The following is a 26857-nucleotide window of genomic DNA, read 5'->3' as shown; positions in this document are numbered from 1 at the left end:
GCATTGATAATAACCTGATAATAGCTTACTATCACCAATATCGAATTACCAAGGGAATCATCATGGGAAAAATTATTTTATTTGGTCATCAGAAAGGTGGCGTTGGTAAATCCAATTCAGCATCTAACTTGGCAGTCGCACTCGCATCAGAAAAGTACAATGGCGAAACGGATAAGATCATGTTGATTGATGCCGATCCGCAAGCAACTCTATATCGCTGGTGTCAACGCAGAGAAGAAGACCCTCAGCTTTCCTCTTTTCCTTGTATTAGACTCGAAGGCAACGTAACGAAACAGATCCAGCGTGAAGCTGAAAAGTATGATTATGTTATTGTTGATGTGGCTGGTCGTGATAACCGTGAAATGCGTAGTGCAATGCTTTGTTGTGATCTCATGCTAATGCCAACACAAGTGAGCATGGCTGATCTTGAATTACTTGAACACATGGCAGAAATGGTTGAAATGGCGCGTGACTATAATTCAGATCTTAAAGTTGCAGTGTTTATTAACAAAGCCCCGACCAATACACAAACAGAACGTCAGTCTGCAAAGGGGTTATTAAAAGAATACCCAGAATTCAAACTGCTTAAATCGGTTATTAGTGATCGCAAAGCGCATCGTGACGCATTCTCTAATGCAAAAGGTTTGCATGAGTGGTCAGATTCAAAAGCTAAAGGTGAAGTTAGCTGCTTACTGAAGGAGATCAGCAATGAGCTTTTCACGCGATAAATTAAAAAAAATGGATAGTAAGGTAAAGGTTAATCCCGACGACTTTATTAATGCTTCAGAAAGTCCTATAGAAGAAAGAAAAGTTAAAAAGGTCAAAGAGGAATTAACAAGTCCTCGCTCAATATCATTAACTGACAAGCAAGTTAAGATGCTAGACCGACAATATAAGCGTTTTAATATGATGCTTGATATTGATGACGACAAGCCAGAGTTAAATCGTTCAGAGCTTGTTAAGCGCATGACTACTTACATGAATAGCTTAGAGGACCAAGATCTTTTTGATTTACTATCCTCTCAAGAACGTTAAAAATTCACCATCCGTGTGGGTCTTAGCTTATCAATGAAAGTCCAATCAAGATCCCACACCCTATGCCCCACCCCTTCCAACTGGATTCTTTTTTAGCCAAGGCAACGGCATTATTAAACGTAAATACGAATAAAATACAAAACAGCGTCAATACAACACTTAACACACTCAATAGATTGTGATTATGATCTTCTAGGTACGCATAGATATAAATACCCGACGCGCAGCTAAACAACAGTGCGGTTTTCACTACAGTATAATTAAACTGAATTGACCAATGTTTTGAATCAACCGTGGGCACCGTATCCATTTCCTTTTCTATGTAAGCCGTCAGTTGTTGAACTGCTCTTGTTAAGAGCAACGCTAAAACACCACATAAATTCATTAGAAATAGCATCATTGCTATGCAAACTATTAAACCTTTCATTCTCATGCTTTGAATGTAAGACAAGTTGAAAAAATAACTACTTACTAATAACGCTAAGACTGTAAAAACCAAATTAATTCTTTTTGAAGGTGTCATTACGTTAAGTTGCTTGCTTTCCATTTACTTCAATAGCCTTTCTATATAAACAAAAAAACACCATACCATTACAGTATGATGTTTATTATATTTAAGGAGTTAAGCCGCTATTTTACGCGCCTTATCTAACCTCTTAGCCTGTTCTACCGCAGCATCTAAGCCAGTGCAAGGTAAGCCAGCAGCTTTCAATTCTTGCATAACTTTATACCGTTCTTCTTTCTCTTCTTTTTCTGTCATTGCTAATGTCAAATACAGTGATGGTGGTACAGCCCTAAATAGCGATTGAACTTTCTTGCTTAACACCACGCCTTCCGTGAATTTTCTATCTGCTTTCTTGCTCGAAACAATCATATTCACCTGATCTTCTGTCAGTGATTTGTACTTAGATATTTTTTCCACTTCTGCCGGTGATGCCAGCATTACGATATACCATTCCATCATCGTCAATAGTTTTTCAGATTCATTCGGAAAATCGGTAATGTTTTGTGTAATAAACCACGGATGCACACCAAGTTTTCTGTACATTTTAACCATTTTAATGATGTATGGTGCTAGCAACGGATTCACTGTTAATAAGTGAGCTTCGTCGATGAAAAACGCTATACCATGACCGGTATATTGTTCAGCTTCCGCTATGCGTGTTACATATTGGAATATACCCGTCATCAATACCGCAAGCTCTGCTTCGTTTCCCTCATCAGCGAATGAGCCAACATCAATAATAACCACATCAGCATCAGGAATAGCATCACCTTCCGGTGAGTTAAATACCCGACTAACAAAAGAACCTTCTTCACACCACATTTCTAGTGACAATGCCATATCACTTGCTACTTTACGCCTTGCGTCAGAAAATGAACCGTGAATGCCTTCACCAATTTCATTGAGTGCTTGATATATATGCCTCGGCAAACATTTCTGCTTTGCTCTAGTTGCTAACGTCGCTGAATGCACAATAGCTTTTCTCAACACTTGTCTATCAGCACGACGATATAATTCTGCCTCTTTTGGTTCGCCACCGGTGATCATTAACATAGCGATTAATTCCAACTCTCCGATAATATCTCTCGATACATCTTCGTCAGGTTTTTCTAAGTCCTCCAAATCAACTTTTGATTCAAATACTCCCGACATATCACCCACATTACCGACTTGCTGCATCAACAATTCTTCATCTTCTTGAAGCAGTTTCATTGCATCATCAAAAAGTGACAGTGTTGTTTTTGATTCAGGTGAAAATGTCATTCGAGCTACTTTCATTCCGTAGCGTTCCATGTAGTCGCCCACAAGTCCAAACGAGTTACCCTTTTCAACAATAAACATTTTAGGTCGATGTACAGCAGCCATTTGAACAGCCAAAGCACAGGCAGTTGCAGACTTACCAGACCCAGGTGCGCCTAACACTAAACCGAACGTATTTGACGCTCTATCATTCTTATTTAGAGGGTCAACCATCAACGGTGAACCGCCTCGATTAAACCATGTAAAGTTAGGGTTTCCCGTTCCTTCATCACGCCCATAAGCAAACGATAAATTTGCTACATGTTGCGCCCATGTAGGTTTGATATAAGTGAACTTCGCATCATTTTTTGGATTAAAGAACATTGGCAATGACAATAGGTACGCTCTCAAAGCGTAAGAATCTACGTTGTCTTTTAATGGCTTCAAACCACAACTACTCAATACCGTGAATGCTTGTTGTGATTTCTTTCTAAGCTCAATCTTTGTCTTGGCTCGAATATACACACCGGAGAAGTTACGAACTATTGAGTCATTACGTCCCATAGCACTTGCAGCATTAGCTATGTCTTCTTGCTTACGATCAGCCGCCATGCCACTGCCATAGGCTTTTTCAGATTGCTTTAATAACAGGTTTTCAAATGAGTTTTGAGGGCAAATAATTGTAGTCGATGCCAATATTGAATTGGGGGGCAACTTATCCAGTGTACATTCTGAAGTTTGGTTCTCGCCCTCACCTTCCGATACTTCACCAGTTAATTGTCCTATTCTTGGTGGCCGTCGACTGCCAGCGATCCTAATAAAGCGGCTAGGTGTTTCATCAAAGTACCAGCAGTTATCTTCCACACTACTTCGAGGTGCGTTCGCAACTAATGACTCACACAATGCGCCCTTAATTGGAAGTTCACCTTCAGCTTCTCGCGCAATAATATCCTCGTATAAACGATAAAAATCTTCAGGATTTTCCATTTCTGGACTTGGATTAAAGATACGAACTAACCAGCTAAAGAATTCTTTAGCGTTATCTTCTTTGATTTTGTAACCACCATTTTCAAGAATTTTAGTCCCCATCTCCATGACTTCATTAATTTCTTCTGCGGGACAAAACTCTCTATCTCGTAAGTTACCATTGGTGCATCGACGATAAACCACCAATTTCATACGACGATAGCGACCGATCCAAGGGGCATTAGTTACTTCATCATCGAAAAAGATACCTTCCGTGTTTTTACTCACCCCTTTGAGGTGTCTACGCATTTCTTTGATGTATTCCTTCGTAAACTCAGTGTCTTTAGCGTGAGGCTTACAATAGTCGGCTATTTGATCAGCGAGTAAATCAATGCGCGGATCATCATAAGAAAACTGCTGAATAACCCACTGCCCTTGCTCTGGCTGTAGCTCCTGAAATGTTTGCTCAATGAACTCTTTCATCTTGTCACGATAATTAATAATCGTCTTTAAACCACGCCCCTCCGTCGGCAATGGCTCAATTGTGAATACTTTTGCGCGACTAAAGCCGTCTTCTAAAATAAATGTGCCACTATCTGCGTCGTAGCCAGTGTATGGCAGTAAATCAACAAAGCTCGGCAATTCGCGTTCATACAGTTTTTTAACGTCAGATTGTTTAACGCCCTTGTTTTGCTTCTTGCCTAATCCTAGCAATTCAGATAACGATGAAATCATACTTATTTCCAATTAGTTAGGTTTGATTCACTTGGCAAAGCATATTCATCACGGTTCAATAATTTAAACTCAGTAATGTAAGCTGGCACAGGGACGCGATATTGAGTCGATAGGTGCGTATTAACAAATAAATACATAGTTGGGTTATCTAGCATTCTAAAGTGCGTTCTAGGCGTATTATGGAGCATGTATGGGTCAATATTACTTTCAGCTTCCGTCGCGGGACGCTTTAGCACCATATTTTCGCTCACATCACCACCACCGGTATTTTGCTCGTATATTTCTTTCGTTGTAATATCAGGTTCAGGGAAAACGGGATCATCACGTTTTGCAGAACTGCAACCACTCAAAATCAACATTGCAAAACTAATCAAGATTACTTTGTTCATTTCCGTTCCCTACATTGTTGTTGTACGTTAAGAGTCTACCTTTGTGGTGATAGTCAATTCGCATTTCTTTCGTAATATGAATGTCGACGTTTTGATTCGTTGGTAAATAAACCAGACCAAACGCACTTTCTTTAATTTCGTTTAACCAATCTGTTGCGGTTTGAGTCGCAGCAGCACCAGCTTGACCGGCTGCATACTGACTAGAATTGTTAATAACAGATTCACGATTGTCACCTGTACCCATGTTAGTTTGTGAAGCACTAGAGTAGCCTTCAGCTAATGCACCTAGCGCAGCTAAACCACCTTGCATTGCAATGAACTTAGGGGCATCACTGATGTATTCACCCGACAAACATGGAACACCACCTCTCGTTGAGATCCAACCTAAACGGTCCTTTGTTACCGTTCCTGCCGTGTCATAATCTGAACTACCATCACCACTTGACTGACCCTGTTCTTTGTCTTGAGCATTAATCGTTTGGATACGGCCATCTTGGAATATGAATGTAGCCGCTACAATGTCGCCTGACGCACACTGTCCGGTGTAATCGCCTTTCGCTACACCTCGCATAACAATCCGGTCTAAGTTCGGGATATACAGCCCGTTAGCCGCTAAATTGGTACGTCCTACCAACACTTTAAATTCGTATGGATCGGTTAACGCCCCACCCACCGGAATTCGAGCAAGCAATGCTGTCATCGTCGTTGCATCGGTTAACGTCGCTTCTTGGTTAATCGTCCCGTAAGGTGTGGTTGGATCTTTATCTTTTGAATCCCAGACCTTCTTAGCCAGTTTTTTTCGTCGTGATTCAGAAGTACCAAAATTATTTTCTTCAATATCGGCTTTGCTTAAAGCCGTTGTGATTTCACCGGTTTTCGCATTTGCCGTTACGTCATCCCCAAGTGTCCAGCCACCCATAACTTTAGGTTTAGCAGTTTCATACACTATTTTTTGCGGTTGACTTGTATCTGTAGAACCAGAACCATTAGGCTTAATAAGGCTTGGCTTGCTATTGTCTTTTGAAAGCTCACCACCACCGACGTATATATTTGATGGAGTGCTATCTTTAATGCCAAAATCATCATCTTCTAAATTGTTATCTTCATCACGTCGTTGACCAGTAAAGTCTTTCAAGCGATCTTTAATACCCAACAATTCAGATTCAACTTTGTCAGATATACCAAGTTGACCTGTCTTTTTTAGCTTATTGATAACTTGATCTGAAATTTGATCTGACTTTTCCAACTTGTCGGATTTTTCTTCTTTTTGTTGCTGCTTTACATCATTGATTTCTCTCTTGGTTTTTTCCAACTCTTCGTTTTGTTTACGAACCAATGCAACTAACGTTGATAATTTTTCATTGTCCGTTGTCAACTCTTCTGAAGAACCCGTCGGTGATGCTGGCCCGACAATTGTTGTATGAACAGGTTTGGGATTGTCTCCATGCTTCATAAAAGCGAACGCGATAACAACAATGAGGATTGCTATAATCGCTTTCATCGGATTATTCATCGTCGCTGTCCTTCTTTGGCTTCTTGATTGCGCTAGGATCTACAGCTAACAAGTACGGTAAAAAATCGCCTTTGGTAATTATGTAAACCACACCGAGATCTTTAGAGTTAATGTTGTCCTTTTCTGCTAATGAGTAATACGGCTTCGGAACAGAAACAAACATGGTTTCAATCGAAATATCACGAAAGTCGATAGCAACAGGATAAGGCGTTGTGTTCTTTAAGCTGATCGCAGTCAATACCATTGAACCCGAACGATAAGTCGCCATTATGTGTGAATCAAACACACCAGCCGACTTACCCAAGAAAAGTTGCTTTAAACTGATGTTTTTAGGACTTGGCAATTCAGCGATTGACTGATCACGTTTCCACAGTCTTTTCGGCATCATGTTTCGAATAGCCGCATACTGAATCAGCGCTACCGGATCACCTTCATGTGCTGACATCATATCGTTTGGATTTGACACTTCAGAACTGCTATCGTCAAAGGCAGTCATGTGCTGCTTTTTAAGTGGCGGAGAAATCTTAATTTCATCCAACTTTTGCTTATCTTTTGATGATGTTAAACGAATGCGAATAATCTCACCTGTTGATGATAATCGAATATCCACAGGAACATCCGTAAGCGGCTTTTTAGCCGTCACATACAATATTCCAGCACTAGTAGACATTGATAAGTCATTCGTTACCGATTCCGCTAAACGAAACTGAACGTTATCAGTGAATCGAATAACTCGCTCTTTGCCAACTTCAAGCATGATACTTAAAGGCTTGCCATCCCATGTAAGCGCAGTCGTCGCGTGGGCGAAGAAGCCAACAAATAAAAGTGAGAGTGTTAATAGCTTTTTCATTAGTTATTTGCTCGTAAACGCTTAACAGAACCGTAGTAACCAACCAGCTCAAGACCCGTTGGGTTTTTCACTGGATCGAAATCAACTCGCTCAACAATAATTGGATAACGGAAGTTCTGATCACGAACAACTTGATCATCTAGCCGTTCAATCATATTTACATCTAAATACACAACCCATTTCTTATCAGACAATTGGACCACACGGTTATTGTCCGTCCATTTAACACCCTTCATTTCAGTCACTTTACGGTTGATGTTCGTCTTACTTGACGTTTCACGCGCAAAGTTATCCATTAACTGTTGTCTGAATTCTGGCTGAATGTATGCGCTATACGCGATATTTACATTCTTAGGATAATCGTCTTCTAAATTGTCAGTGCTATTGATTGCCTGCCAAATGTAAAGTGCCTGACTGTAGATAGAATAAACAGGAACATCCTGAATCGTTCGTGTAGAGCCACTTTCGAGCTTAGGGGCATCATAGAGCAAAATTTCTTTTGGCATCTGACTCAGAGCGTAGAGTGCTGCTATAATGATGAAGAACAACAAGACAGCACCAGCGCGTAACGTTTTAATATGTGACTCAGTTTCTTTCTCTGCTTTAAAGTAGCGTTTAGGCAACGAACGAAATGCAAAACCAAAGCGATTCGTCTTTGTAGCACTTACTGATTTTGTTTTTTTCACTGCCACTTTTTTCTTAACCGATGCGGTTTTTTTTGTTGTATTTTTTACGTCAGTCACTTCTATTCACCATCTTTGTGAGAATTATTATCCCAGCGCTGTGATTTAATAAATCCAAATGGAATTTTTAGTCGAAAGAAAATAAAGTTAATGCCATTCACTTGTACATTCTTCATTACTCCTCCCCAGAAAATATAACTCGGTGTTTGTTGTTTAGCCGCGCCAACCTTGCCAGCTAATTTCCATGCGATCATAGCTCCAACACCGATCCCAAGCGGCACACCCATAATGGCTAAACTTGGATAGAGCAGCAAAAGCAAAAGAACAATCAACACCACACTCCCACCGATGAAACCACCAAACACCAACACCAATTCGTTAGCGTTCAGTCCTTTTAGAACTGGTGGAAGTTCATCGAGATCATCAAGCATTACATCAATCGTTCTTTCGTCTTCTGCCGCCATGTTTATCTGCCTAACTATTAAGTGAAATCGAAGCCTAATGAATCTGACAATTGCGTTAACAAGAACACGCTGAATGCCAACAAGCCAATTGACACCATTACCATACCAACCAACTCCGATAGTTGGACTTGCCCTTTTTGCCATTCTGTAAATTTAGAACGCACACCATCAATCGAAGCAAAGAACTGCATTGCACATAGCACCAAAGCTACTAATGAAAACAAACCCCACATGATATTTTTCGTTGTACCGATATAGTCAGTATCAGAACCACCATCAGGAATATCAATGGTGGGTAAGCTGTCTGCTAAAACTGAATTTGATGTTAGCAATCCGAATAGGGCTATGCTTCCAGACAAGTAAAATTTTTGGATTTTTGTATTTAAACGTTTCATATATCAGTCTCTTAAATAACGAATATGTAGCAAGTAAAAAGCAGCATGAACATGTACCGAACAAAGTACATCATCATTCCCTTTTGATTAATTTGACCCTCTTTATAAGCATCAAATAATCCACGCATGAGCCACACGCCTAGTAAAATGATTGAAGCAAAGTAAGTCAGCGATAAAATCAATGAAAGTGAACTTGCCTCTGCCGAACTCGCCATACCCCCGACGGTGGCGTTCCATGCTTGAACCGCTGGACTACTCATTAACCGCGATCCTCAAAAGTTGGTGATTCGGTCGGTTCAGGTGGATGGTCTAAATACCCACGAATTTGAACCTGTAGCGTTTTTAGTTGGCGCTCTAGTGCTTGATAGTTAAATTTGCGCTTGGCATCTTGATCTGAATACACCTTCAATGTTTCGGTGTGTTCTATAATTTTGCCTAGTTGAATTTCAACTATTTCCAGTCCCATACGCTCGCGTGTTATATCCGTATCATTATCTTTAGCCATAGCAGTAACAGGCATAAGAAATAGAGCCGATAGCAAAAGTGCAGTTGTCTTTTTCAAAACGATTACCATATTTGTCAAACATGGGACGATTTTATATTGATGATGAATTGATGCTGGATTTAGGGGGGGGAGGACGCTAAAAGAAAAAAACCACCGCATGGTGAGGCGGTGATTGAGTTTATCAATAATAATTATTATCGAATGTATAACGTTTTTATAACAGGCGCAGGGACGCTATTACCACGATCATCCACGTTTGTAGCTGTTATTCCTGTTTGGCTAAGGTAAACAGTAACAGTGCGATGGCTAGTATAACAATGGCCTGAGTTTGAACCGCCCTGACAAAATGTGATAGTTACCTTTTGCTGTGAAATTGTCTTATGTTTCATATCACTTGTAACAGGTAACGAGTGCAACCCCACGATTCCTTCTTTATATATCGCTGAATATACACTGCTAGTGTCCCCCCCCTCATCATTCAGAATGTCGATAGATATTTCAGTTATACCCGCAGCAAAAGATACCGAACTCACTGCATTACCGGAATGCACCAAAGTCCACCCACTATCCGCTCTTTGCGGCACAGGCGTTGCCGCCCAGTTTGCCGCTGAATCTTCATCCGTTACTGCTGAACTTTGATAAGTCGTTTGTGTCGTTGCTTCTGAAGTATGCGCGTCATCTAATGTGACCTTGGCACAAGCAACACCACTAAATAGTACCGAAAGCACTATTAATGCTATTGGACTTTTACTCATGTATAACTCCTAATAATTACATTTACGGGAAATCCGCATGTATATATTGCCATTAGAAGAATATGAAAATTCGGTTGGGGGGGGGGGGTAAGGACCTAAGTAAAATTGCAATCATCAATATCACTTACCTGGTCATATTTATTTAGCAAAAAAAAACACCACAAATAGCGGTGTCTTAGTATTATTCAGTCTAATTACTTAATCAGTTTCTTTCTACGTCGTGAGAAAACCAATCCAGCTAAAGCAAGCAGAGCGAATGGGTTCATTGCACCACCACTCGTATTACTAGAATCACCACCACCGTTATTTTCTACCTTGTTTACAGTGATCACTTCATCATCGCTCAATCTAATTTGCCCTTCACCACCATTGCTTGTCACATCAAAAGTACAAATATCAAAAGGGGCTACATCGTCTGGTGAATAGCTTCCTTTGGCTTCGTCAGGGTTGGTACACGTTACTGAAGAATAATCAATGTCCACGTCCCCACTGGTACTAATCGTGTTCATCAAATCAATATGATCTACATGCAAAGATTGAACGCTTACTTTCTTTGGAGAATCACCAGTAACATTACTTACCAATGGTGAGTAGTTCCAGCCATTGATTGTTTTTAGAATGTAAGGATAAACAAAGCTATTAGAAATTCTCGTTCCTTGGTTCGCACCACCCACCGATTCAGGAATATAATCGGGTGAAATAAACGAATCATAGTCATCAGGGTTTATGCCATATATTTGATGCCAGTTATACCAGTCCTCACCGTATGCCGTTTGAGAGCTATGAATGCCAATTAAATATCCATCCTCGTCAATATAACCCGCCCCTGAGTCACCACCGGTAGATTGCCCTCCCCCAATGTCATAACCTATTATCCACTGGACAGGCACAAAATCACACCAACCATCCGAATCGGTTTGCCCTTCAATCGCACATGAATTTAACGCTTCATAGCCGTGGTTTGGATCTTTTGCACCATCATAGCCATACCAACCATAACGCCACGTTTCATTAGTTCCTTGCTCAATATAGTTCAACTCTGGAAAAGTCCCACCAAAGCCGTACATTCTGATTTTTTCATTTTGCGGTACAGGTTTCGTTGAAACAGGGGTAAACCCTTCAACTTGAGGCACCGACACCAACTTCCAAATAGAAACATCCGTTTTTAAATGAGAGCAACCATCGTGATCATAGTCACAAGCAGTTTCATGGCTTTCTGTTTGATAAGCAATATAGTCAGGACTGGTTGTTGCTTGATGGTCAACGACTTCAATGTGAGTCATGTCGGATAATGTGACGCTTAGGGCATCACCGCCACCTTGAGATTCATCTGAATCATAGCCACAGTGACCAGCCGTAATAACATATTTCCCACCGATAATAGTACCTGTACAATATCCACTTTGTAGGTTTGCTTTAACGATTGTGGCGTTATCCTTATCGCTCCAAGGAACGGTAACATGTGGAGTGCTAGTATCTACCGCATAGACCTGTGAAGAAAATACAATAGATAAAGCCATGATTTGAATATTTTTTTTCATGTAGACATTCCGTTTATTGAACTAGATCCATCATACCAAGAAACATAAAAAACACAAGCGTTTTTTATGTACCATTACAAGTTAAAATCACTGTTACCTCTCCTGTGTGATAATCCTTCCATTTACCTGTACTTTCATTTTTTGCGTAAAACTCTAAAGAAACTATCCAATAGCCACCTTTATCACTTGCGGAAGTTCTAACCGCACCTGTTTCATCAAATTTTGCGCTGGCATCTCTACTATTATATAAAGACTTCAAGTTGGTCGTAATATGCGGATTCATGCCAACTGGACAGCTCGGCTTGGTAACATGGGTTGAATCACCAACCGCAAAGACACCTATCACGCCAGCCCCGAGACTGTGTTGTGTACCATCAGAATTCGCAACGGTCACATCCTTCGCATTGGTAATACCAAAATCACCACCTACATCCCAGTCATCCTCCAAAGGTGTGTCACCGTACTTATCAAGGTATGCGTCTAGCTCTCGGCTTGCACTTGCTCTGTTAACCCTAATCGTTAGCTTTTTGGTAGCTTCATCATAGGTGGCGTATGGGATACGAAGCATCATTAAATTAGCAACTTTTTTTGCTTCATTGGTATCGGTGAAGTTTGATAATGGGTATGTCATTTCCAAATGCGTTTTTACTTCAGTACCATCACCACTATCGTCGGCATCAAACAGGGTGTATGTAATATCCCTCCCCCACAACGTGTAACTTGGGGAACGACAGCTACCAGCTTGATAATCGGCATCCTCACAAAGCTCAAGGTAATCTTTATCCATTAAGTCTTGTGGCGTTGTCGGAAATCGCTCTTTTGTATTCGCATCTTCAGGCGATTCAGTTTCATATTGCTGTATTGCTACAACATTTTCTAAAAGCTGGCTAACGGCTAAATTCACTTCATCATTAAAGTCATTGTTTTTCTTCCAAATGGAATAGCCAGTCATCGACGCACCAATAATCACTAGAACAAAAACGAGTTCAATTAAAAGAAATCCACGTTGGCGGTGTAAATTATTCAAAATGCGCCCTTTAATCATCTAAGGTTTCATCAAAGCAACTTTTTTCAAGCATATTTTGGTTAAGCTGCTGTTTGATATAAGTGTTGTTCTTATCGCTAACGGAGAATGGGCTTAAAGCCTGTCGATAAGTAATAGTATTGCTGTTGGCGGAATCAGTGGTCATACGGCTAAATAGAGTGTCTTTAGCTATGTACTTCACAGTAGCTAGATCATCAATTGTTAATGTTACTTCTGCGTATCTTGCGTAATCTTCACCAGTTTTATCGGTTTGAGTGATCAAGTTAATGTCCGTTGGGTACGGTAGATTGGCTGGATCTTCTTCTAAGTAGCCACCATTAATCAGGTCATCCGTTGTAACCGACGTAATACCAACACAGTTTTGCCACTGCGATGAGGTATAAGCTGCGACCGCTGTTTGCACTCGCACTACATACGCTTTCGCTTGAGACACTTCGCCTTGAGCAAAGAATCCACTACGAAAAAAGGTGGTGAGTTGAACACTCACCACCCCTAAGATAGCCAAGACAATAAGCAATTCAATAATTGAGAAGCCTCGGCTGTTTTTCATTATTAAATATCTACCGAAATTGAACCATCAGCACCATCTTCAGACGGCTCAGTTACCGAAATAGCCGCACAATCGGTATATGACTTACAGACCTTGTATGAGCGAGCGGCTATGATATTTGCAAGTTCAGCAAAGCGAGCAGAAGGGATCTTATCAATTGTAATTAGTAAGTGAGCTGAACCGTATGTTGACGATGTAGTTAAGGTCCAATCGCCACCGTAAGGGTTTGTACCTACACCATCATTAGCCTCGCCACACATCATTTCATTCAGGTAGCCATTCGCACATAATGTTGGCAAATCGACACCAGCATAGTTTGGATTAGCTCCTTTATTGCCAGCGGCATCCGCAACAATTTGATCGATACCTTCTGTTACTTCATTTTTTGTCGATAAGAATTCTGCGGCTGGTTTAATTTTCGCATAAGCCAATGCGATTAACCCAATAATAGTCATTACTACCATTAGCTCGATCAAGGTAAAGCCTTTCTCATTTTTTGCTTGTAGTTTAAAGCGATTTTTCATTTTGTTACCTATTTGTATAGTAAGAGGAATAACGATGTATTTCATTATCCCCGTTTGAAGTTATCTTTCTGGTTTGGGGGGGGTTAGAACGTCATACCAGAGTCTGCCAATTGAGCTGCCATTTGACCGCCAAAAGCAAGCAAGGTTAACAAAGCAACAACCAAGTACCCCAACCCTTGCAAGACCATTGAAATTGTCGCAAGAGAGCGATTCAATGCCGCTTCGTGTCTAATTGCAGAAATAACCAATAATTCATCAACTCCCGTATTTGATTTAGAGGTAATGGATTTGATCCTCGCAATTTCTTGTATATCTAAAAGACCAGTATCCAATATCACCCCTACACCTGACCTGCTCCCTGACTGCCGACTAGACATTTCATGTGCATGACTGGCAAGGTACGGGTTACTAGCATCCTCGATAGAAGATAGTGCTTTTGTTATTGCCTCTTTTGATTTGAGCATAATGGCAAGCGAACGTAGAAAGGCTGCGGCATTTACCTGTCTGAATTGACGAAATACAATCCAGTTATCAACGTATTTTCGAGCCTCCCCCGACCATGTGTTTAGAACAACCCCAGAGAAGATCACAAAACCAATAAACATTGCAATAACGACTAGCCAATAATGACCAACAAACTTGCCGAATCCGTATGTGTATTGAGATAGTGCTGGCATTGAGTAGATAGGCTTAACCTTCGACATAGGCTCTAAAACAAAATTTGCCACAACAAAATTCATCAACATACCGATACCGAAAAGGACAAGTGGGTAGGCATTCGCTTTAATCACTTTCGCGCCAATACCTGATTGGTGTTCGAGTGCTTTTTTTGCATTTTCTAAAGCAGGAACAAGTTTTCGTTGCCCTTCACCCGCTTTCACACACAATACAATCATTGGATCAAACCAGCCGTTCATAGCTTCTGAAAGCGGCTTGCCGATTGACAGTACATCCAATATCCCATTGAATGCTTTTAGGTTCTTAGCGTCGCAAAACTCAACATTCGAGCGCATGGCTTCTAATGCACTTTGTTTACTTTTCATTGAAAGAATTAAATCTTCAATTAGAGCTAATTGTTGGGCTTGCTTAAAAGTTCTTCTACGAAGAAACTCACTAAATGAATGAGTGACATTATCAATAATATCTTCAAACGACATATCAAATAAGCTCATGTATTAATTTGTTCCTTTGCCTAGTTCAACATTCAGATCGGAGTAATTAAACGAGATAGCGTTTTCATTGTCCAAATCACCGACAACCCTTGTTGCTTCATGGGTATCAATAATGCCATTTCTAATGCAATACAGCGCATGATCTCGAACTCGCGGATACTTCACCTCCGTTAAGTAATTACGCATAGCAACGTTGTCACGCTTTTCTATGTGCGCTCGAATCTCAGCATCAAGCATTAAAATTTCAGCTAGAACCGTTTTCCCACTTAACCCTTTATGATGACAAGCCGAACAACCTTTAGGGTTTTTATATCGAATCTCTAATAACTCTTCAGAAGTGAACAGTTTTTCAGCCGTTAGGATTTCATTCATTTTTGTTTGCATAACAAAAATTTCAGTTGGTTCGCCCTTTTCTAATGCGTTTACTAATTGCAGTTCTGCAACATTCTTATGCTCTTTATGATCACAAGAACATTTAGTGCAGAGTTTATTCGCAAGTTTCTGGTGCATAAATGCCGTGAACGCATCGGGATCAGCTACTTGAAGAGGACTCAAGCCGAAGTATTCAACCATTACATTCGGGACACCTTCAGCCGAACTAACGTGCATAGTCCCCATCGCCAAGTGACCCGTTGAGGCTAGACGATAAAAAACATCGATCGTGGGCTTATCTCGGATCTCACCGAACATAACCACATCAATATCTTGACGAAGCAACCGCTTACCATAATCCGCGAACGAACCTACATTCACACCAAAATCATCAACATCACCGGTTAGGTTAATTTCAGTTTGCGCCACCTTGGGAAGTAACCATTCAACAGGATCTTCTAGCGCGTGTGCGCTTCTGGTTTCCGGTTGTAAATTTAGCAATGACATTAATGTTGTCGTTTTACCTGAACCAGTTTGTCCCGTTATTAACAAACTACCAAAAGGTAATGATGCTAATTTCATTAAAATCCCAATCTGACTAGGCAAAAATCCCAGGTCAGATAACTTGGGGATTTCAGCCGAAAACGGATCAAGAGAACGTAAAACAATTTTACATCCTCCTTTAATTGGAACAGTTGAAGCACGATAACGACGAATTTTATTATCTACTTTCCAGCTAAACGTAGAATCATTCGCTTCCGATGCCATGAACGTACCATTTGAACCCTCAGAGGCTAAAATACTGAATATCACCCCACCTAGTCGCATACCCATTTCAGGCTCACGACTCGCAGCATAGTGATTTGAAATGCCTATTGAGGTACGATTCTTTACAATCGTTGCGGTAGCCGTAGCGAATATATGAATATCCGCAACTTCTCGTATCCGTGCTTCATGCAACAAAGTATCAAGCTCTTGCCTACCCTGCTCGTTAGAACTTGCATCACTAAAAGCAAAGGATTCGTCCAATTCATCAATTAGAAGACTACTATTCGGTTGAGATAAAACCGCTTCAATAGCACCTTGGGCCGCAATACGCATGGTGACTGTCTTATCACTTTCTTCAGCAAGATATTTGACTCTATCAATAATGTTATTGATTTCACCATTCCCTAGATTGCTGGTGCAAATGACAAACTGACTGGTAACTAAAAAAGTACCATCACGCTTACATTCATTAAGAATATCCTCATCTTTTAGCAATGAATATTCATTGGATATAAGATCTTGAATTATGGATATTTCAACTTTTTTTCTTGGTTGAACCGAAACGTTGGGTTCATCTATTTCACTTTCAATTGTATCTTTCAGTGGTAAAACCGATTCTTCCATAGTGTCAGATAAACTTATTTTCTCTCCATCACTCAGCAGAACCAATTCTTCTTGTTCTTCTTCTATGACTTCAACTTTCTTTTTACCAAATTCAAACAGGTTCATTTTAGTTCACCTTTAAGCAACTAGGCTTGCCCGATACTCGAATACAAACTTGCTTGCTTGTTAAAAGATCAACTCGAATGGTTGGCAGATTTTCGCTATCACTACTGCTTACACCGTGACGGTTAACTGATACCAAAGAACCGTTAATGTGCAACATGGCTTCAAGGCTTCCATTAATTTCACCAATCGACAGCAAAGCCACGCTCTTGCTTACCGAAGAACCCGTTTTCTTGGTTGAACTCCCAAGCGTTGGCTTAACATGAGGTGGCATAGATACACTTGTTTCGACCGGTAGAGTGCTATTGTGGATACCAAAATCACTTGAATTGCCACTGCTCATCAACTCAGAACGCTCTTGAATAGCTTTTGCCTTCTCTAACTTTACCTTCTCTAACTCAGCATTTTGTTTCTCTTGCTGAAGATTTAAGCGACTAACAAACATTTCTGATTGATACAATTTCAGATCTTCAAAATTAGGCGGAATTAAGACAGGTGAACCGGCTTCTTTTGGAGCTGGCACTTTCGTCGTGACAACACGCTCACTGACACCTGACGAAGAGTTCTGTTGAACTCGCCCATTAAAGTGACTAGGTTCATCAAGGACAGTAAAATACACCGCAGCCGCAACGCCAAGGGCAATCACACCAAACGCGACTGAATTAGGAACTCCTTTCTTCTCTTTGCTATCTTTTTTCGCTTTGCTCTTGCTGGATTTTGAAAGTTTCATGTTATTTACCTATTAGTTCCATATCTTGCACCACATCATAAGTGCCGTCATTTCGTGATTTAATCGTTAAGCCTTTTGAAATTAACGGAATTCGCGTTAGTGCCTGATAAAATTCAGTGATTTCATTTAAGTGCATACTAGAAAGTGTCATTTTGATTTTCGCTACTCGATAGTTGCCCCTATCTGTAATTGACACTAATTTAATAGGCTGAATGCCTAACATATCTATCAAGTCGCCTAGCTGTGCTAGGTTCAAATCAAGATCTAATATCCACTCACTAAATCCAGCTATGTAATTGCCTTTGGGTATAGCATCTTCAAAAAACAATCCTTTTTTCTGAATTGAAATAGAACGTTCGGAATTGGTTCTTGTCCATTCCAAGAACGGTGTGAGCGGTGCTTCTGGGTAATCACGCGCAAATGTTGCTTTGTATCGTCCAGCTGAAGAAATTGATACTTCAGAAATTGACCAGCCATATTTGTGCTGATAAATAGCCCCTTCCTTCAAAGCGAAGTGCATATCTTCTGCAATGTGATTTCCTTTCATTGCATTACGATAAGAGATATACGGGTCAACTACCCGATGAACTACTTTACTCCTTTCGACACTACCAAAGTGAGTGATAACCACACCAACTAACAGAGCAACAATCACAGATGCCACGACCATTTTTTCAAACATGGTGACACTGTGAATTCTCAGCATTTCTTCTACGGTAAGTAGCTTGTGCTGTAGTGCTACATCCTCAGTAACAACGACCGATGTAAACGATGGTTCTTGTTCAAAATACGCTAAAACATTCCGTACTGGATCAATTGTCATTCCCTTAAATACGAGAACGTTATTATCAAATTTAGTCACGATTTGGTTAGCAATGTAAGTTGCCAGGTCGTCTGTTAATCGCCCTGTTTGAATATCAACAACAGCACCGTCTTTAACGAACAATGCCGTCATAATTCGGTTTTCGTTATAACGAACAAGATCATACATTGGAGCGATGGCAACGTATGTTTGATCGAGTTCAGGGCTTTTTCTTTGCTGGTAGACAATGGCATTAGCCAATAGTGATTCAGCCGTTCTACATGAAACAATTTGTAAGCCGTCATCACCAATAGGGCAAAGACAAGCGTACTCAGTTAGGTCCTTTTTTTTAAGGTACTTACGAACTTGGCTACTGACTTTTGCTTTTCGTTTCACTTTGCAAGTGATTCGATGAAATTCCATATAACAACCCTTAGTTCATAATGATTGGAGTTAATAGCACCAACGTTTGGCTTTGGGTGTCTTGACCAGAGTTACCACCAATAAGCGGATTGTTAAATGACTCTTTCTCACCAGATTGCGTGGTTGATTGCGTATAGCCTGATAATACAATTGTGCGCCCATTTCTTACGCGTAAAGGTTGGTTAAATCGTTCTTCAGTCATGTTAGGTGTTTTAATTTGAACCGTTGGGGTATCTACCTCACCAAACGTACCTAATTTAGACACGGTTGCGGATAGCTGCATTAATACGTCTTCATCAATAATCTTAACTAATGCTCGCATCGAGAAGCCTTCACTCACCACGCCCTGCTCTACATTAGCGTATTCATTTGAGTCATCGTCATCACTCGAACTTGTGTCGACAGAAACACTTTTCACATAGCCTTCTTTGTGAAGTGATTCAATTTCGCCCACACGGTTATTTACAGCGATCATTGATGGTTCAGTCACGATAGCAACATTGCCTTGCTCCCGTAGTGCATTGATAAACAGCATAGTGCCATCAAACTTCCCACCGGTCGCAGCATACGAGAATGACCCTATACCATCTAAAGCATTCACAACACCGCCACTTGATGTAGAAGCAAAGTTAAGTGATCCAGAAGTGGTAGAACGTACCAAGTTCCAGTCTATTCCAAATGAGCTATTTTTCGTTTTTTGGAAAGTTAAGATCTTCACCTGAACTTTAACCATCTTCCCGTACATGCTATTCATCTTGCTTACATAGTCTTCAATTGAGCGCATGGTTCGTGGGCGAGTTGTCACTGTGATTGAACCTGACGATGTATTCGCTGAAACAGAGCCGTTTTCTTCATCACCAATGATTTTTTGAATCACGCTAACGGTATCGTCAATCTCACTGCTTTTAGATGCGGTGATATTCGCGTATTGATCTTGGTCTGCATTAAATAGCGCACCACTTGAAGAATCAGCATCACTATCTTCACCGGCATCGAGTTCAGCAGCCGCTTGTTTACCGATCATAAAGTCGTGATTACCGACTAGGTTAAACAATGGGAAGGTTTCTGTTTGCCATGCCAGCACATTGATAGAGCCTTCTTTCGACAAATCAACTTTATAGTTTGTTTGCGATTCAATGGATTTAGCTACATCACTTAATGATCCGTTTACACTCACTTTCACAGGCAATAACTTATCAGCTTCTTTCCCGTAATAGATTGTTGATTTGGTCCGACGACCAATATCTTTTAATAAGTCATCTAGACGAACTTGCTTAGTATTCATATTCACGAATACCTTATCAGCCCATGTTTGAGGCTTATCAACTTTCAATGGTGTTAAATCTACAGGTGGTGACTCTATATAAAGATCGTTTGGTGCACTCAAAGTGCGATTGATTTCATCACCGTTTTGGTTTGCTTTATCTTTTTGTTCCAAGAACGCAGTAGAACCGCAACCGGACAACATAACTGTCGCTATCAGCGTAGCCACAATAGATTTCTTAAATAACATTGAGTTGCCCTTATTCCATTACGTTAATGATGTAAACTTCTTGCTTCGACTCAAGCATCTTTGGTTTTAGTCGAGAGTAACGCCCAACAAGTTTGACCAATGCAGCCGGTAGGTTATCAGCACTTACAAGTGGGTAATCAACACTGATAGGGTAATCAACATCCGCTAACCAGCCAGTTTTTATATTTAGAGTCCAACCGTAATGCTCAGCAAGAGCCTGAACATTTTCAGATAAGCGACCACGCTTAACAGTGAAAATGGCAACATCATCTTGAGTTCCGTTCTGATGGAACATAGCGGTTTTCTTGAGATTGTTCGTTTTGAGAAATAATTTATTACCGGTATTCACTTCGTTAACCATTGCAGTTACTTTTTGTGCGAATTCACCAGCATTTTCAGCAGAAATTGTTTCTGCCTTGGTTGGTTTGCGTTTCAATGCTTTTGCGGTTGTATCATCGGTCAAAGACCAATAAGTATGATATTTTTCTTTTGCCAACGCCTTACGGATACTAGAAGAATAAGAATCTTCGGCTGATAGATAATAATTATGGTCATTCATTGCTATAGCCTTTTTCTTATCGGCTTTGTTCGTTTTATTTCCCTGTGCGTCAGATGCACCCACATTTTTATTTGTAGAGCTTTCTTTATTTGCTGAACCAGCAACCGGAACAGCAGCTACAGCCATACCATTAGAACCACTACTCGTTGAACCTACGTTAGAGCCACCAGCTTTACTATTCTTGCTTGAACCAGCAATCACCGAACCAGACATTCCATTTGCAACTGAATGGTCACTAACCAGTTTTTCGTTGTTGTACGGATTACCATTTGCCCGCACTGTTTTTATTTGTTTTGGCTTCACTATCGGCTCAGGTATAACCGTGTAGTGTTTATTTGGATCTGACACATCGAATTGCTCAACACCCACTACACCACTGTCCATATTTACATCGGTTAAATATGATGTTTGCACATACACTTCATCAAACGCTTCTTGTGCTGATACTTTATGCACATCAATTTTTATAGGTAATTGCAATGTCGCATCGTCTAACTTCGCATCTTCCCAGCGTATCGCTTTTAGATGATAGCGTTTGGCTAGGTCGGTACTTACCGCCTTAATTGAATCACCTTCTTTAGCCGAGAAATATTCCGGCTTTGGCGCAACAACTTTGGGTGCTGGAGGCGTAGCACATCCAACTACGAATAAAGGCGAAAGAGTGACAAACGCCTTCGTGCATATTGATGTGGTTAAGGTGTTCTTTCTCATTATGTACTCTGATTTGATGACTATTGATTCAAACAGAGTAAACATTTATTAAATATGCGTTGGGTTTGGGGGGGGAAAGGCTATATATGCCCCCTATTTTCACATTAATACTCAATAACAAGTAATGTTGGTTCATTATTAATACCAACGGAATATCCCATGAACTTAAAAGTTACTTTGTTATTAGCAGCGTGTATCACTGCATCATTCACCACAAATGTAATGGCAAATCCGAATAGCACTGTTAATTCGCATAATGAGGTTCATAAGAAAGAGTCTTCTGTGGAGTACGGAGAGCTTACTCAAGTGATGCAAGATTTTGGTCAATACGCATTCACAATGAGCAAACCCAACGCAACGGTAGGTATAGTTGTTTTTTATGATTTAAACTGCCCGTACTGCAATCAGTTTTTAGCTACGTCAGTACCAATATTAGTTGATCATGGTGTTAGCGTATCTCTATTGCCATATCCTAAAGATGGATTAGACTCAGCAACCGCAAGTCAAATGGTCGACGCATGGAAATGGCGAAATCCAATTGCAAAAGCAAAATACCCGCAAATTCCCAACCAAATAGTAAGAAACTTTACGAAAGAAGATTTAATAAAGATTTATGATTTTGCAGATAAGGAAGCGCATGTAAACGGCACACCATTCACATTACTGCCCACTGGCGAGTCTGTATCTGGTGCATTTAAAGCGGAAGACTTGATAAAATACTTCGATAGCATCAAGTAACAAAAAACATGATAATTCTCAGTGAGAATCGAAACAAAAAAAGAAACAAACTCCTTACTTTCAATCACTTAAAAAACTGTTAAGTTTGAATTCTTGGACGCTAATATTTGCCACAACATAGCGCAAAAGAAACAAATGTGTTATTATCGGCTCATTACATTAAACGTCTAACTACCATTTGAACCAATGCAAAAAGCTGTAGCGTTATAAAGGAAATGGATATAGCTTTGATGATTTATTTAATGGCGTACCTCTTGGTGTGATTGCTAGTGAACTCGGACAATCAATTAACTGCCATTAAATGACCAGGAAAGTGATATTGAAAAACTCACTTTCACTTTCCTAGCAAGTAGGGACTATACCCCCCCTTTTACAGCATCAATCAGGTATGGTGAAACTGACTGTTCGATCATGTTTACTATTTTATGATCGGAATCGAGACTCGAATACTTCAGCAACCCAGCGCATTTAGCAGAAAAGCTATCTATCTTTTTAAACACTTTACCGCCAGAGTTCCCAGCTGTAACTTCATGGACACTGAATGGTTCATCTTCCCCACCATCTAACACCACGTTACTTGTGACAATGTAGATATTCACTTTGGCATTTGCATACTTATTTCGGAAATATTCGTACTCCCCTAAAGTAGAAAGTAAATCGTCGTTAATTACCGCATCATTAGATCGACGAACAATAATCAACGATATTTCATCTAACTCTTTGTGTTTTAATATGCGAGCCTTAAAGCCGGTATTGTTTTGAAGATCATAATTACTATTTAGTGGGTTAACTTTATTATTTAGGACCCGATTGTCGGCATTACCGCTCAGGTCTAGCAACCCAGCAAGCTCAAGTGAAACGTCGGTTTGGTCGCTTGAGAACTGATAAATGTGAGCGTTAACTTGTTGCACTACATCCCAATAGGCAGCTAAATAGATACTTAGAAATAAATCAAAGTCTATATTATTAAGCGGTTTAACCAATGCGTTAAATAAATCCCCAGTATCACGTTCATAGCCCCCAATAGCTCTAACCACTGCGTCTTTCACCAACATGTAGTTGTTCTTGTTATCAAATGGAAGCGGAGGAAATGGAACGCTGATAGAACCTTTTACTTTCTCATTATATTGGTAGAGCTGTGAATGAAGGGAATTAATCCCATCAACTTGAAAACCAAGCTCAATCAATATGAGCGTCGCTAGCTCTTGGCTTGATGAATGCAGTTCAAATAAGTTTTTAGCTTCTCCTGACTCGATGTACTTTAATTTAGTAATAATATCTGCCATTCCCAGAACGTGTGCATACATTGGGGTAGTTATGTCGTTATCTTTTTTCGTTGATGTATCTTTCATAAACGTAAATTCCTTTGAAATTGAGTTATTTTGATAATGCCATTATCACTTTCTTTGCCTCAGATACAGGAAAAGCCCAAAAAGGGCTTTAAGTTACTAACAAAAAAGGTGTATTAACGGTGGATAGACTTTACATCGAATCCAATTGCTCTCTTAGCTTCTCAAGAAAGATTTTCAGCTCTTTTCCAGTGCCAACGAACTTTAGTGCTGGCATACCTAGCCCAGCGGCTTGTTTCATTGCTATCGTTTGATGTATATTGGCATTAGTTTTCATAGTCAGTACCCAATTGATTATTTAAACGAACGGGATAAGAAAGGTCAGATCTTCTTATCCCTTTTTTTGTGTCTGAATAAACTATAATCGCCAACACTCACTCGGTCAATTCATTTTTAACTATAAAATCCATAAAAATGAATTACAGGTGGTTAAATAAATTGAATTTACTTTCTTATCAGTGCTATCCTTTTGCTAATTACATTCTATAATTCTAATTATCGTAGATATTTAAAGGCATCCCATGAGCGAAAAGGTACACGAAGCGGCAAAAAAAACGCTAAAACTCATTACTGCTCTAGCAAATGAGTTCGATAAAGTATCCCAAATAACCACTGATTCAGCATTACGAGTAAATGATTTAACTGAAAGTGATAAAAGTAATATAGCTCCGAACGGCAAGCTATATCGTACTTACAACAAATCAGAACTTTATACCGACCTAAACATCACTACCGGATCTTCTCGATTAGAGCGGCTTACCAAGTCACTAGACATACCGACGCAATACAATAACCTTTGGCGTGTTAACTTACTTGATAGAAACAAAATCAAACGTGAGATTGGACGATTTCCTCTATTTAAACGGTCGGCATCCCAAGAACTCGCTATTTTCGTTGTTTCTAACCTCAAAGGCGGCTCAGGCAAAACCACTCTATCATCATTACTCAGTACCGGTCTTGCTGTTGAAAGCGAAAGAGAACTACGCATTGGCGTGATTGATTTAGATCCTCAAGGTACTCTGACTCGAATAATGCAACCAAGACTTAAAGTTGCCAGCCGTACCGATAATTATACTTCCGTCGGGGATTTGATGATCTCCGAACGAATGAATTTTCAAAATGAAGATGAATTCATTGCTACGGCTAAGAATGCTTTTCTTCCAACGAATTATCCAAATCTAAAGATATTACCGGCCAACCAAAGTGATACCGATTTTGAGCTATCATCACGAATGAAAGCACTCGAATCATCCGAGTCTGGCTATTCATCATACTTACCGCTTCAACGCTTGATCTGCGCTATTGAAGAAGATTTTGATGTTCTCATTATAGATACTCCACCAGCATTGAATGAAGTATCCATTGCCGCGCATTATGTGGCGACGCACATGCTTATACCGCTGAAAGCGTCGGAGAATGACCGAGACAGTACCGGTAAATACCTTTTTCAACTAGCGAGCTTGTATCGGTATCTAGCCGCTCTTGGTCACAAAGGGTATAGCTCTATAAAATTTGTCCCTTCTGCAATCGACTCTCGCTCACCGGTGGAAAAGCGAATTGCAACTTGGTATGAAACTATTTGTGGATCTCTAATAACTAAATACATACCTCTTTCAGAGGCTATACGAAGCACTGGTGAGGACTTAAATACTTTATATGACGTATCACCATCATCTTACGCTGGAAAGCGCAATACTTGCGTAACCGCGCAAGAATCAATGAGCCTTTTCATAGGTCAAATTGACGCATTATTATCATCACACTGGAACGAAAGAAACTGGGAAGAAAACTAATGTCTACAAAAAGAAAGAAACTAAATCCTGCTGATTACACTAGTTCGATTTCTACTGCCAATCGTTCAGAACCAATGGACTTAAAAGCTGGCATTGGTCGTTCTAATTCAGAATTAGACGATATTGTTAATGAACTGGATAACTCTTTAAGTCATTCAAAGTCTGCTCACATGGTATTAGCCGGTGTGAAGTATGGCTATACGACGATTACCATTCCCAATGACCAAATTATAGAGAGGACCGAGGCAGCCGAAGGAAATGAACGTATTCAGGAATGGTTAAATGAGTTTACGCTTAGAGATTTGATTGCTGATCTAAAAGAGAGCGGAGAACAGCATGAAGAAGCTATCGGCTATTTTGATAAAGACAAAGGCAAAATCCAAATAATCAACGGTTCTCGTCGTCGATTAGCTTGCTACTTTGCTGGATTAGATTTCACTGTTAACGAACTTGATCGCGTTGTTCCGGTCGATGTAGTGAAACAAATATCATGCAGCACCAATGTACATAAGCGCATATCTATTTTAGAAAAGGGTAAAAAGTTTGCAGAGCTGATCAAGGATGCTGAATATGACCAAAAAAGTATCGCAGTACGCTTCAATGAAACTGAATCATTAGTCAGCGTGGCTATTAGAGCTAGTCAGATACCAGCATTCATTACTAATAGCTTTCCATACCCAAGTGAATTAGGGCGTAACCTGATCACTAAACTGCTCACAATCCATGATGAGTATAGTAAGAATAATATCCGTAATAAAATATATAACTTACAAGATGAACTGGAATACATCAAAAATGAAACCCTAAAATCTGACACTGCTAAGAGCAAGATGAATGCAAAGTTCTTAGAAGCAATTGTCACCGTTCTATCCAAGCAGAAGCTAGAAACTCAATCTAATGAAAAACCGGTATTCCATAGCATTGGAGAAAAGAGTAAATGTAGAATCACTAAAAAAAATGGAAGCCTTAAAATTGAGCTTAAAGGGCTGGTGGATACGCAAGGGAAAAAATTACAATCAGAACTCAATAAATTGTTGGAGCGGTACGGACTAACCCAATAACCCCCTAAAAATAAAACCCAAAAAACACCTAAGTTATAATTGGCTTAGGTGTTTTTTTTGATTTAAAACACGTTTCTCAGCCTGTTTTAGTGAAATTTATTATATTATTTTATTATTTAAGTAATATAACTATTAATGCCACAAATAAAACGACAGCAGCAAACCATAGTAAGCCACTAAAAGGCTTGTTACGGCTATCGTGGATAACAGCCTGATTTAGTGCGTCATGCGCCTTAGCTCCAGACGATTGTCGATGGACGCTTTCACTGCTACCACGAACACCCTGACGATCAAAGTAAACCTGTCTTGGACAGTAGTTCCTAGATTCTCAGAATAACCGACACACTTGGTATAGACACGAGAGCCAGCTGCTCGTAGGCTGAAGTTCTCAAACAATAACCAAGGTACCCACATGGGGAAACAATACAAACAGCTGACTCTTGTTG

Annotated in this window: 28 protein-coding genes; 5 read left to right on the top strand and 23 right to left on the bottom strand. The window is 40.0% G+C overall.

Annotated elements, in window-relative coordinates; translation table 11 throughout:
- The first annotated feature begins 62 nt into the window (after nucleotides 1–62).
- Nucleotides 63–728 carry an AAA family ATPase gene (locus HC723_RS11760; protein ID WP_190339225.1) on the top strand — a complete coding sequence of 222 codons (666 nt, stop codon included), beginning with the start codon at nucleotides 63–65 and terminating at the stop codon, nucleotides 726–728.
- Nucleotides 709–1035, top strand: a complete 327-nt coding sequence (locus HC723_RS11755; protein WP_190339224.1) for a hypothetical protein — start codon at nucleotides 709–711, stop codon at nucleotides 1033–1035. Before HC723_RS11760 ends, HC723_RS11755 begins: the two co-directional genes overlap by 20 nt.
- Before the next feature lie 22 nt (nucleotides 1036–1057).
- On the opposite strand, the gene HC723_RS11750 is transcribed toward HC723_RS11755, so the two are convergent.
- The 21 genes from HC723_RS11750 to HC723_RS11650 all read right to left on the bottom strand — a co-directional run bounded on the left by HC723_RS11750 (nucleotide 1058) and on the right by HC723_RS11650 (nucleotide 21470).
- On the bottom strand, nucleotides 1058–1582 hold the full coding sequence (locus tag HC723_RS11750) for a hypothetical protein (RefSeq protein ID WP_190339223.1): 525 nt from the start codon (nucleotides 1580–1582) through the stop codon (nucleotides 1058–1060).
- A gap of 75 nt (nucleotides 1583–1657) precedes the next feature.
- Nucleotides 1658–4480 (bottom strand): conjugative transfer ATPase, encoded by a 2823-nt coding sequence (locus HC723_RS11745; RefSeq protein ID WP_190339222.1) that lies wholly within the window; start codon nucleotides 4478–4480, stop codon nucleotides 1658–1660.
- 2 nt (nucleotides 4481–4482) lie between these two features.
- Nucleotides 4483–4869, bottom strand: a complete 387-nt coding sequence (locus HC723_RS11740; RefSeq protein ID WP_190339221.1) for a hypothetical protein — start codon at nucleotides 4867–4869, stop codon at nucleotides 4483–4485.
- Complete coding sequence (locus HC723_RS11735) at nucleotides 4847–6382, bottom strand: TIGR03752 family integrating conjugative element protein (RefSeq protein WP_190339220.1); 1536 nt, start codon at nucleotides 6380–6382, stop codon at nucleotides 4847–4849. The genes HC723_RS11740 and HC723_RS11735 overlap by 23 nt, the downstream gene beginning before the upstream one ends.
- Nucleotides 6375–7232, bottom strand: coding sequence for a DUF3438 family protein (locus tag HC723_RS11730; protein WP_190339219.1), 858 nt, complete (start codon nucleotides 7230–7232; stop codon nucleotides 6375–6377). Before HC723_RS11730 ends, HC723_RS11735 begins: the two co-directional genes overlap by 8 nt.
- On the bottom strand, nucleotides 7232–7975 hold the full coding sequence (locus HC723_RS11725; RefSeq protein WP_190339218.1) for a PFL_4703 family integrating conjugative element protein: 744 nt from the start codon (nucleotides 7973–7975) through the stop codon (nucleotides 7232–7234). Before HC723_RS11725 ends, HC723_RS11730 begins: the two co-directional genes overlap by 1 nt.
- A gap of 2 nt (nucleotides 7976–7977) precedes the next feature.
- Nucleotides 7978–8379 (bottom strand): hypothetical protein, encoded by a 402-nt coding sequence (locus HC723_RS11720; protein ID WP_190339217.1) that lies wholly within the window; start codon nucleotides 8377–8379, stop codon nucleotides 7978–7980.
- Between the two features lie 17 nt (nucleotides 8380–8396).
- Entirely contained in the window at nucleotides 8397–8774 is a 378-nt protein-coding gene (locus HC723_RS11715) for a DUF2976 domain-containing protein (RefSeq protein WP_190339216.1), read from the bottom strand.
- A gap of 11 nt (nucleotides 8775–8785) precedes the next feature.
- A complete protein-coding gene (locus HC723_RS11710) occupies nucleotides 8786–9034 on the bottom strand; it encodes a DUF3262 family protein (protein WP_190339215.1) in 249 nt (82 codons plus the stop codon).
- A complete protein-coding gene (locus HC723_RS11705) occupies nucleotides 9034–9336 on the bottom strand; it encodes a hypothetical protein (RefSeq protein WP_190339214.1) in 303 nt (100 codons plus the stop codon). The genes HC723_RS11710 and HC723_RS11705 overlap by 1 nt, the downstream gene beginning before the upstream one ends.
- 137 nt (nucleotides 9337–9473) lie before the next feature.
- Complete coding sequence (locus HC723_RS11700) at nucleotides 9474–10034, bottom strand: hypothetical protein (protein ID WP_190339213.1); 561 nt, start codon at nucleotides 10032–10034, stop codon at nucleotides 9474–9476.
- Nucleotides 10035–10228: 194 nt separating this feature from the next.
- Nucleotides 10229–11575, bottom strand: a complete 1347-nt coding sequence (locus tag HC723_RS11695) for a trypsin-like serine protease (protein WP_190339235.1) — start codon at nucleotides 11573–11575, stop codon at nucleotides 10229–10231.
- A gap of 64 nt (nucleotides 11576–11639) precedes the next feature.
- A complete protein-coding gene (locus tag HC723_RS11690) occupies nucleotides 11640–12602 on the bottom strand; it encodes a type II secretion system protein (RefSeq protein WP_190339212.1) in 963 nt (320 codons plus the stop codon).
- 10 nt (nucleotides 12603–12612) lie between these two features.
- Complete coding sequence (locus tag HC723_RS11685) at nucleotides 12613–13170, bottom strand: type II secretion system protein (protein WP_190339211.1); 558 nt, start codon at nucleotides 13168–13170, stop codon at nucleotides 12613–12615.
- 2 nt (nucleotides 13171–13172) lie between these two features.
- Nucleotides 13173–13739, bottom strand: coding sequence for a type II secretion system protein (locus HC723_RS11680; protein ID WP_190339210.1), 567 nt, complete (start codon nucleotides 13737–13739; stop codon nucleotides 13173–13175).
- A 38-nt stretch (nucleotides 13740–13777) separates the two neighbouring features.
- The gene (locus HC723_RS11675) at nucleotides 13778–14866 is read right to left on the bottom strand and encodes a type II secretion system F family protein (protein ID WP_190339209.1); all 1089 of its coding nucleotides are present in this window, start codon (nucleotides 14864–14866) and stop codon (nucleotides 13778–13780) included.
- 3 nt (nucleotides 14867–14869) lie between these two features.
- Complete coding sequence (locus tag HC723_RS11670) at nucleotides 14870–16735, bottom strand: GspE/PulE family protein (protein WP_190339208.1); 1866 nt, start codon at nucleotides 16733–16735, stop codon at nucleotides 14870–14872.
- A 1-nt stretch (nucleotide 16736) separates the two neighbouring features.
- Nucleotides 16737–17462 (bottom strand): hypothetical protein, encoded by a 726-nt coding sequence (locus HC723_RS11665; protein ID WP_190339207.1) that lies wholly within the window; start codon nucleotides 17460–17462, stop codon nucleotides 16737–16739.
- Between the two features lies 1 nt (nucleotide 17463).
- Complete coding sequence (locus HC723_RS11660) at nucleotides 17464–18687, bottom strand: hypothetical protein (protein ID WP_190339206.1); 1224 nt, start codon at nucleotides 18685–18687, stop codon at nucleotides 17464–17466.
- Between the two features lie 10 nt (nucleotides 18688–18697).
- The gene (locus tag HC723_RS11655) at nucleotides 18698–20179 is read right to left on the bottom strand and encodes a hypothetical protein (RefSeq protein WP_190339205.1); all 1482 of its coding nucleotides are present in this window, start codon (nucleotides 20177–20179) and stop codon (nucleotides 18698–18700) included.
- Nucleotides 20180–20210: 31 nt separating this feature from the next.
- Complete coding sequence (locus tag HC723_RS11650; protein WP_190339204.1) at nucleotides 20211–21470, bottom strand: hypothetical protein; 1260 nt, start codon at nucleotides 21468–21470, stop codon at nucleotides 20211–20213.
- 159 nt (nucleotides 21471–21629) lie between these two features.
- Between HC723_RS11650 and HC723_RS11645 the strand changes: the two genes are divergently transcribed.
- Nucleotides 21630–22208 (top strand): thioredoxin fold domain-containing protein, encoded by a 579-nt coding sequence (locus HC723_RS11645; RefSeq protein WP_190339203.1) that lies wholly within the window; start codon nucleotides 21630–21632, stop codon nucleotides 22206–22208.
- 356 nt (nucleotides 22209–22564) lie between these two features.
- Here HC723_RS11645 and HC723_RS11640 read toward each other — a convergent pair whose 3' ends face one another.
- Together HC723_RS11640 and HC723_RS11635 are read right to left on the bottom strand one after the other, a co-directional pair.
- The gene (locus HC723_RS11640; RefSeq protein WP_190339202.1) at nucleotides 22565–23560 is read right to left on the bottom strand and encodes a hypothetical protein; all 996 of its coding nucleotides are present in this window, start codon (nucleotides 23558–23560) and stop codon (nucleotides 22565–22567) included.
- Nucleotides 23561–23690: 130 nt separating this feature from the next.
- Nucleotides 23691–23834 (bottom strand): hypothetical protein, encoded by a 144-nt coding sequence (locus tag HC723_RS11635; RefSeq protein ID WP_190339201.1) that lies wholly within the window; start codon nucleotides 23832–23834, stop codon nucleotides 23691–23693.
- Between the two features lie 244 nt (nucleotides 23835–24078).
- Between HC723_RS11635 and HC723_RS11630 the strand changes: the two genes are divergently transcribed.
- Both HC723_RS11630 and HC723_RS11625 read left to right on the top strand, forming a co-directional pair.
- Complete coding sequence (locus HC723_RS11630) at nucleotides 24079–25350, top strand: ParA family protein (protein ID WP_190339200.1); 1272 nt, start codon at nucleotides 24079–24081, stop codon at nucleotides 25348–25350.
- Entirely contained in the window at nucleotides 25350–26411 is a 1062-nt protein-coding gene (locus tag HC723_RS11625; RefSeq protein ID WP_190339199.1) for a ParB N-terminal domain-containing protein, read from the top strand. The genes HC723_RS11630 and HC723_RS11625 overlap by 1 nt, the downstream gene beginning before the upstream one ends.
- Nucleotides 26412–26857 lie beyond the last annotated feature (446 nt).

The organism is Vibrio sp. S11_S32, assembly GCF_014694465.1.
GTDB lineage: Bacteria > Pseudomonadota > Gammaproteobacteria > Enterobacterales > Vibrionaceae > Vibrio > Vibrio algicola.
Note: the sequence above shows the minus strand (reverse complement) of the source record. Positions and strands in the feature narration are given on the sequence as shown.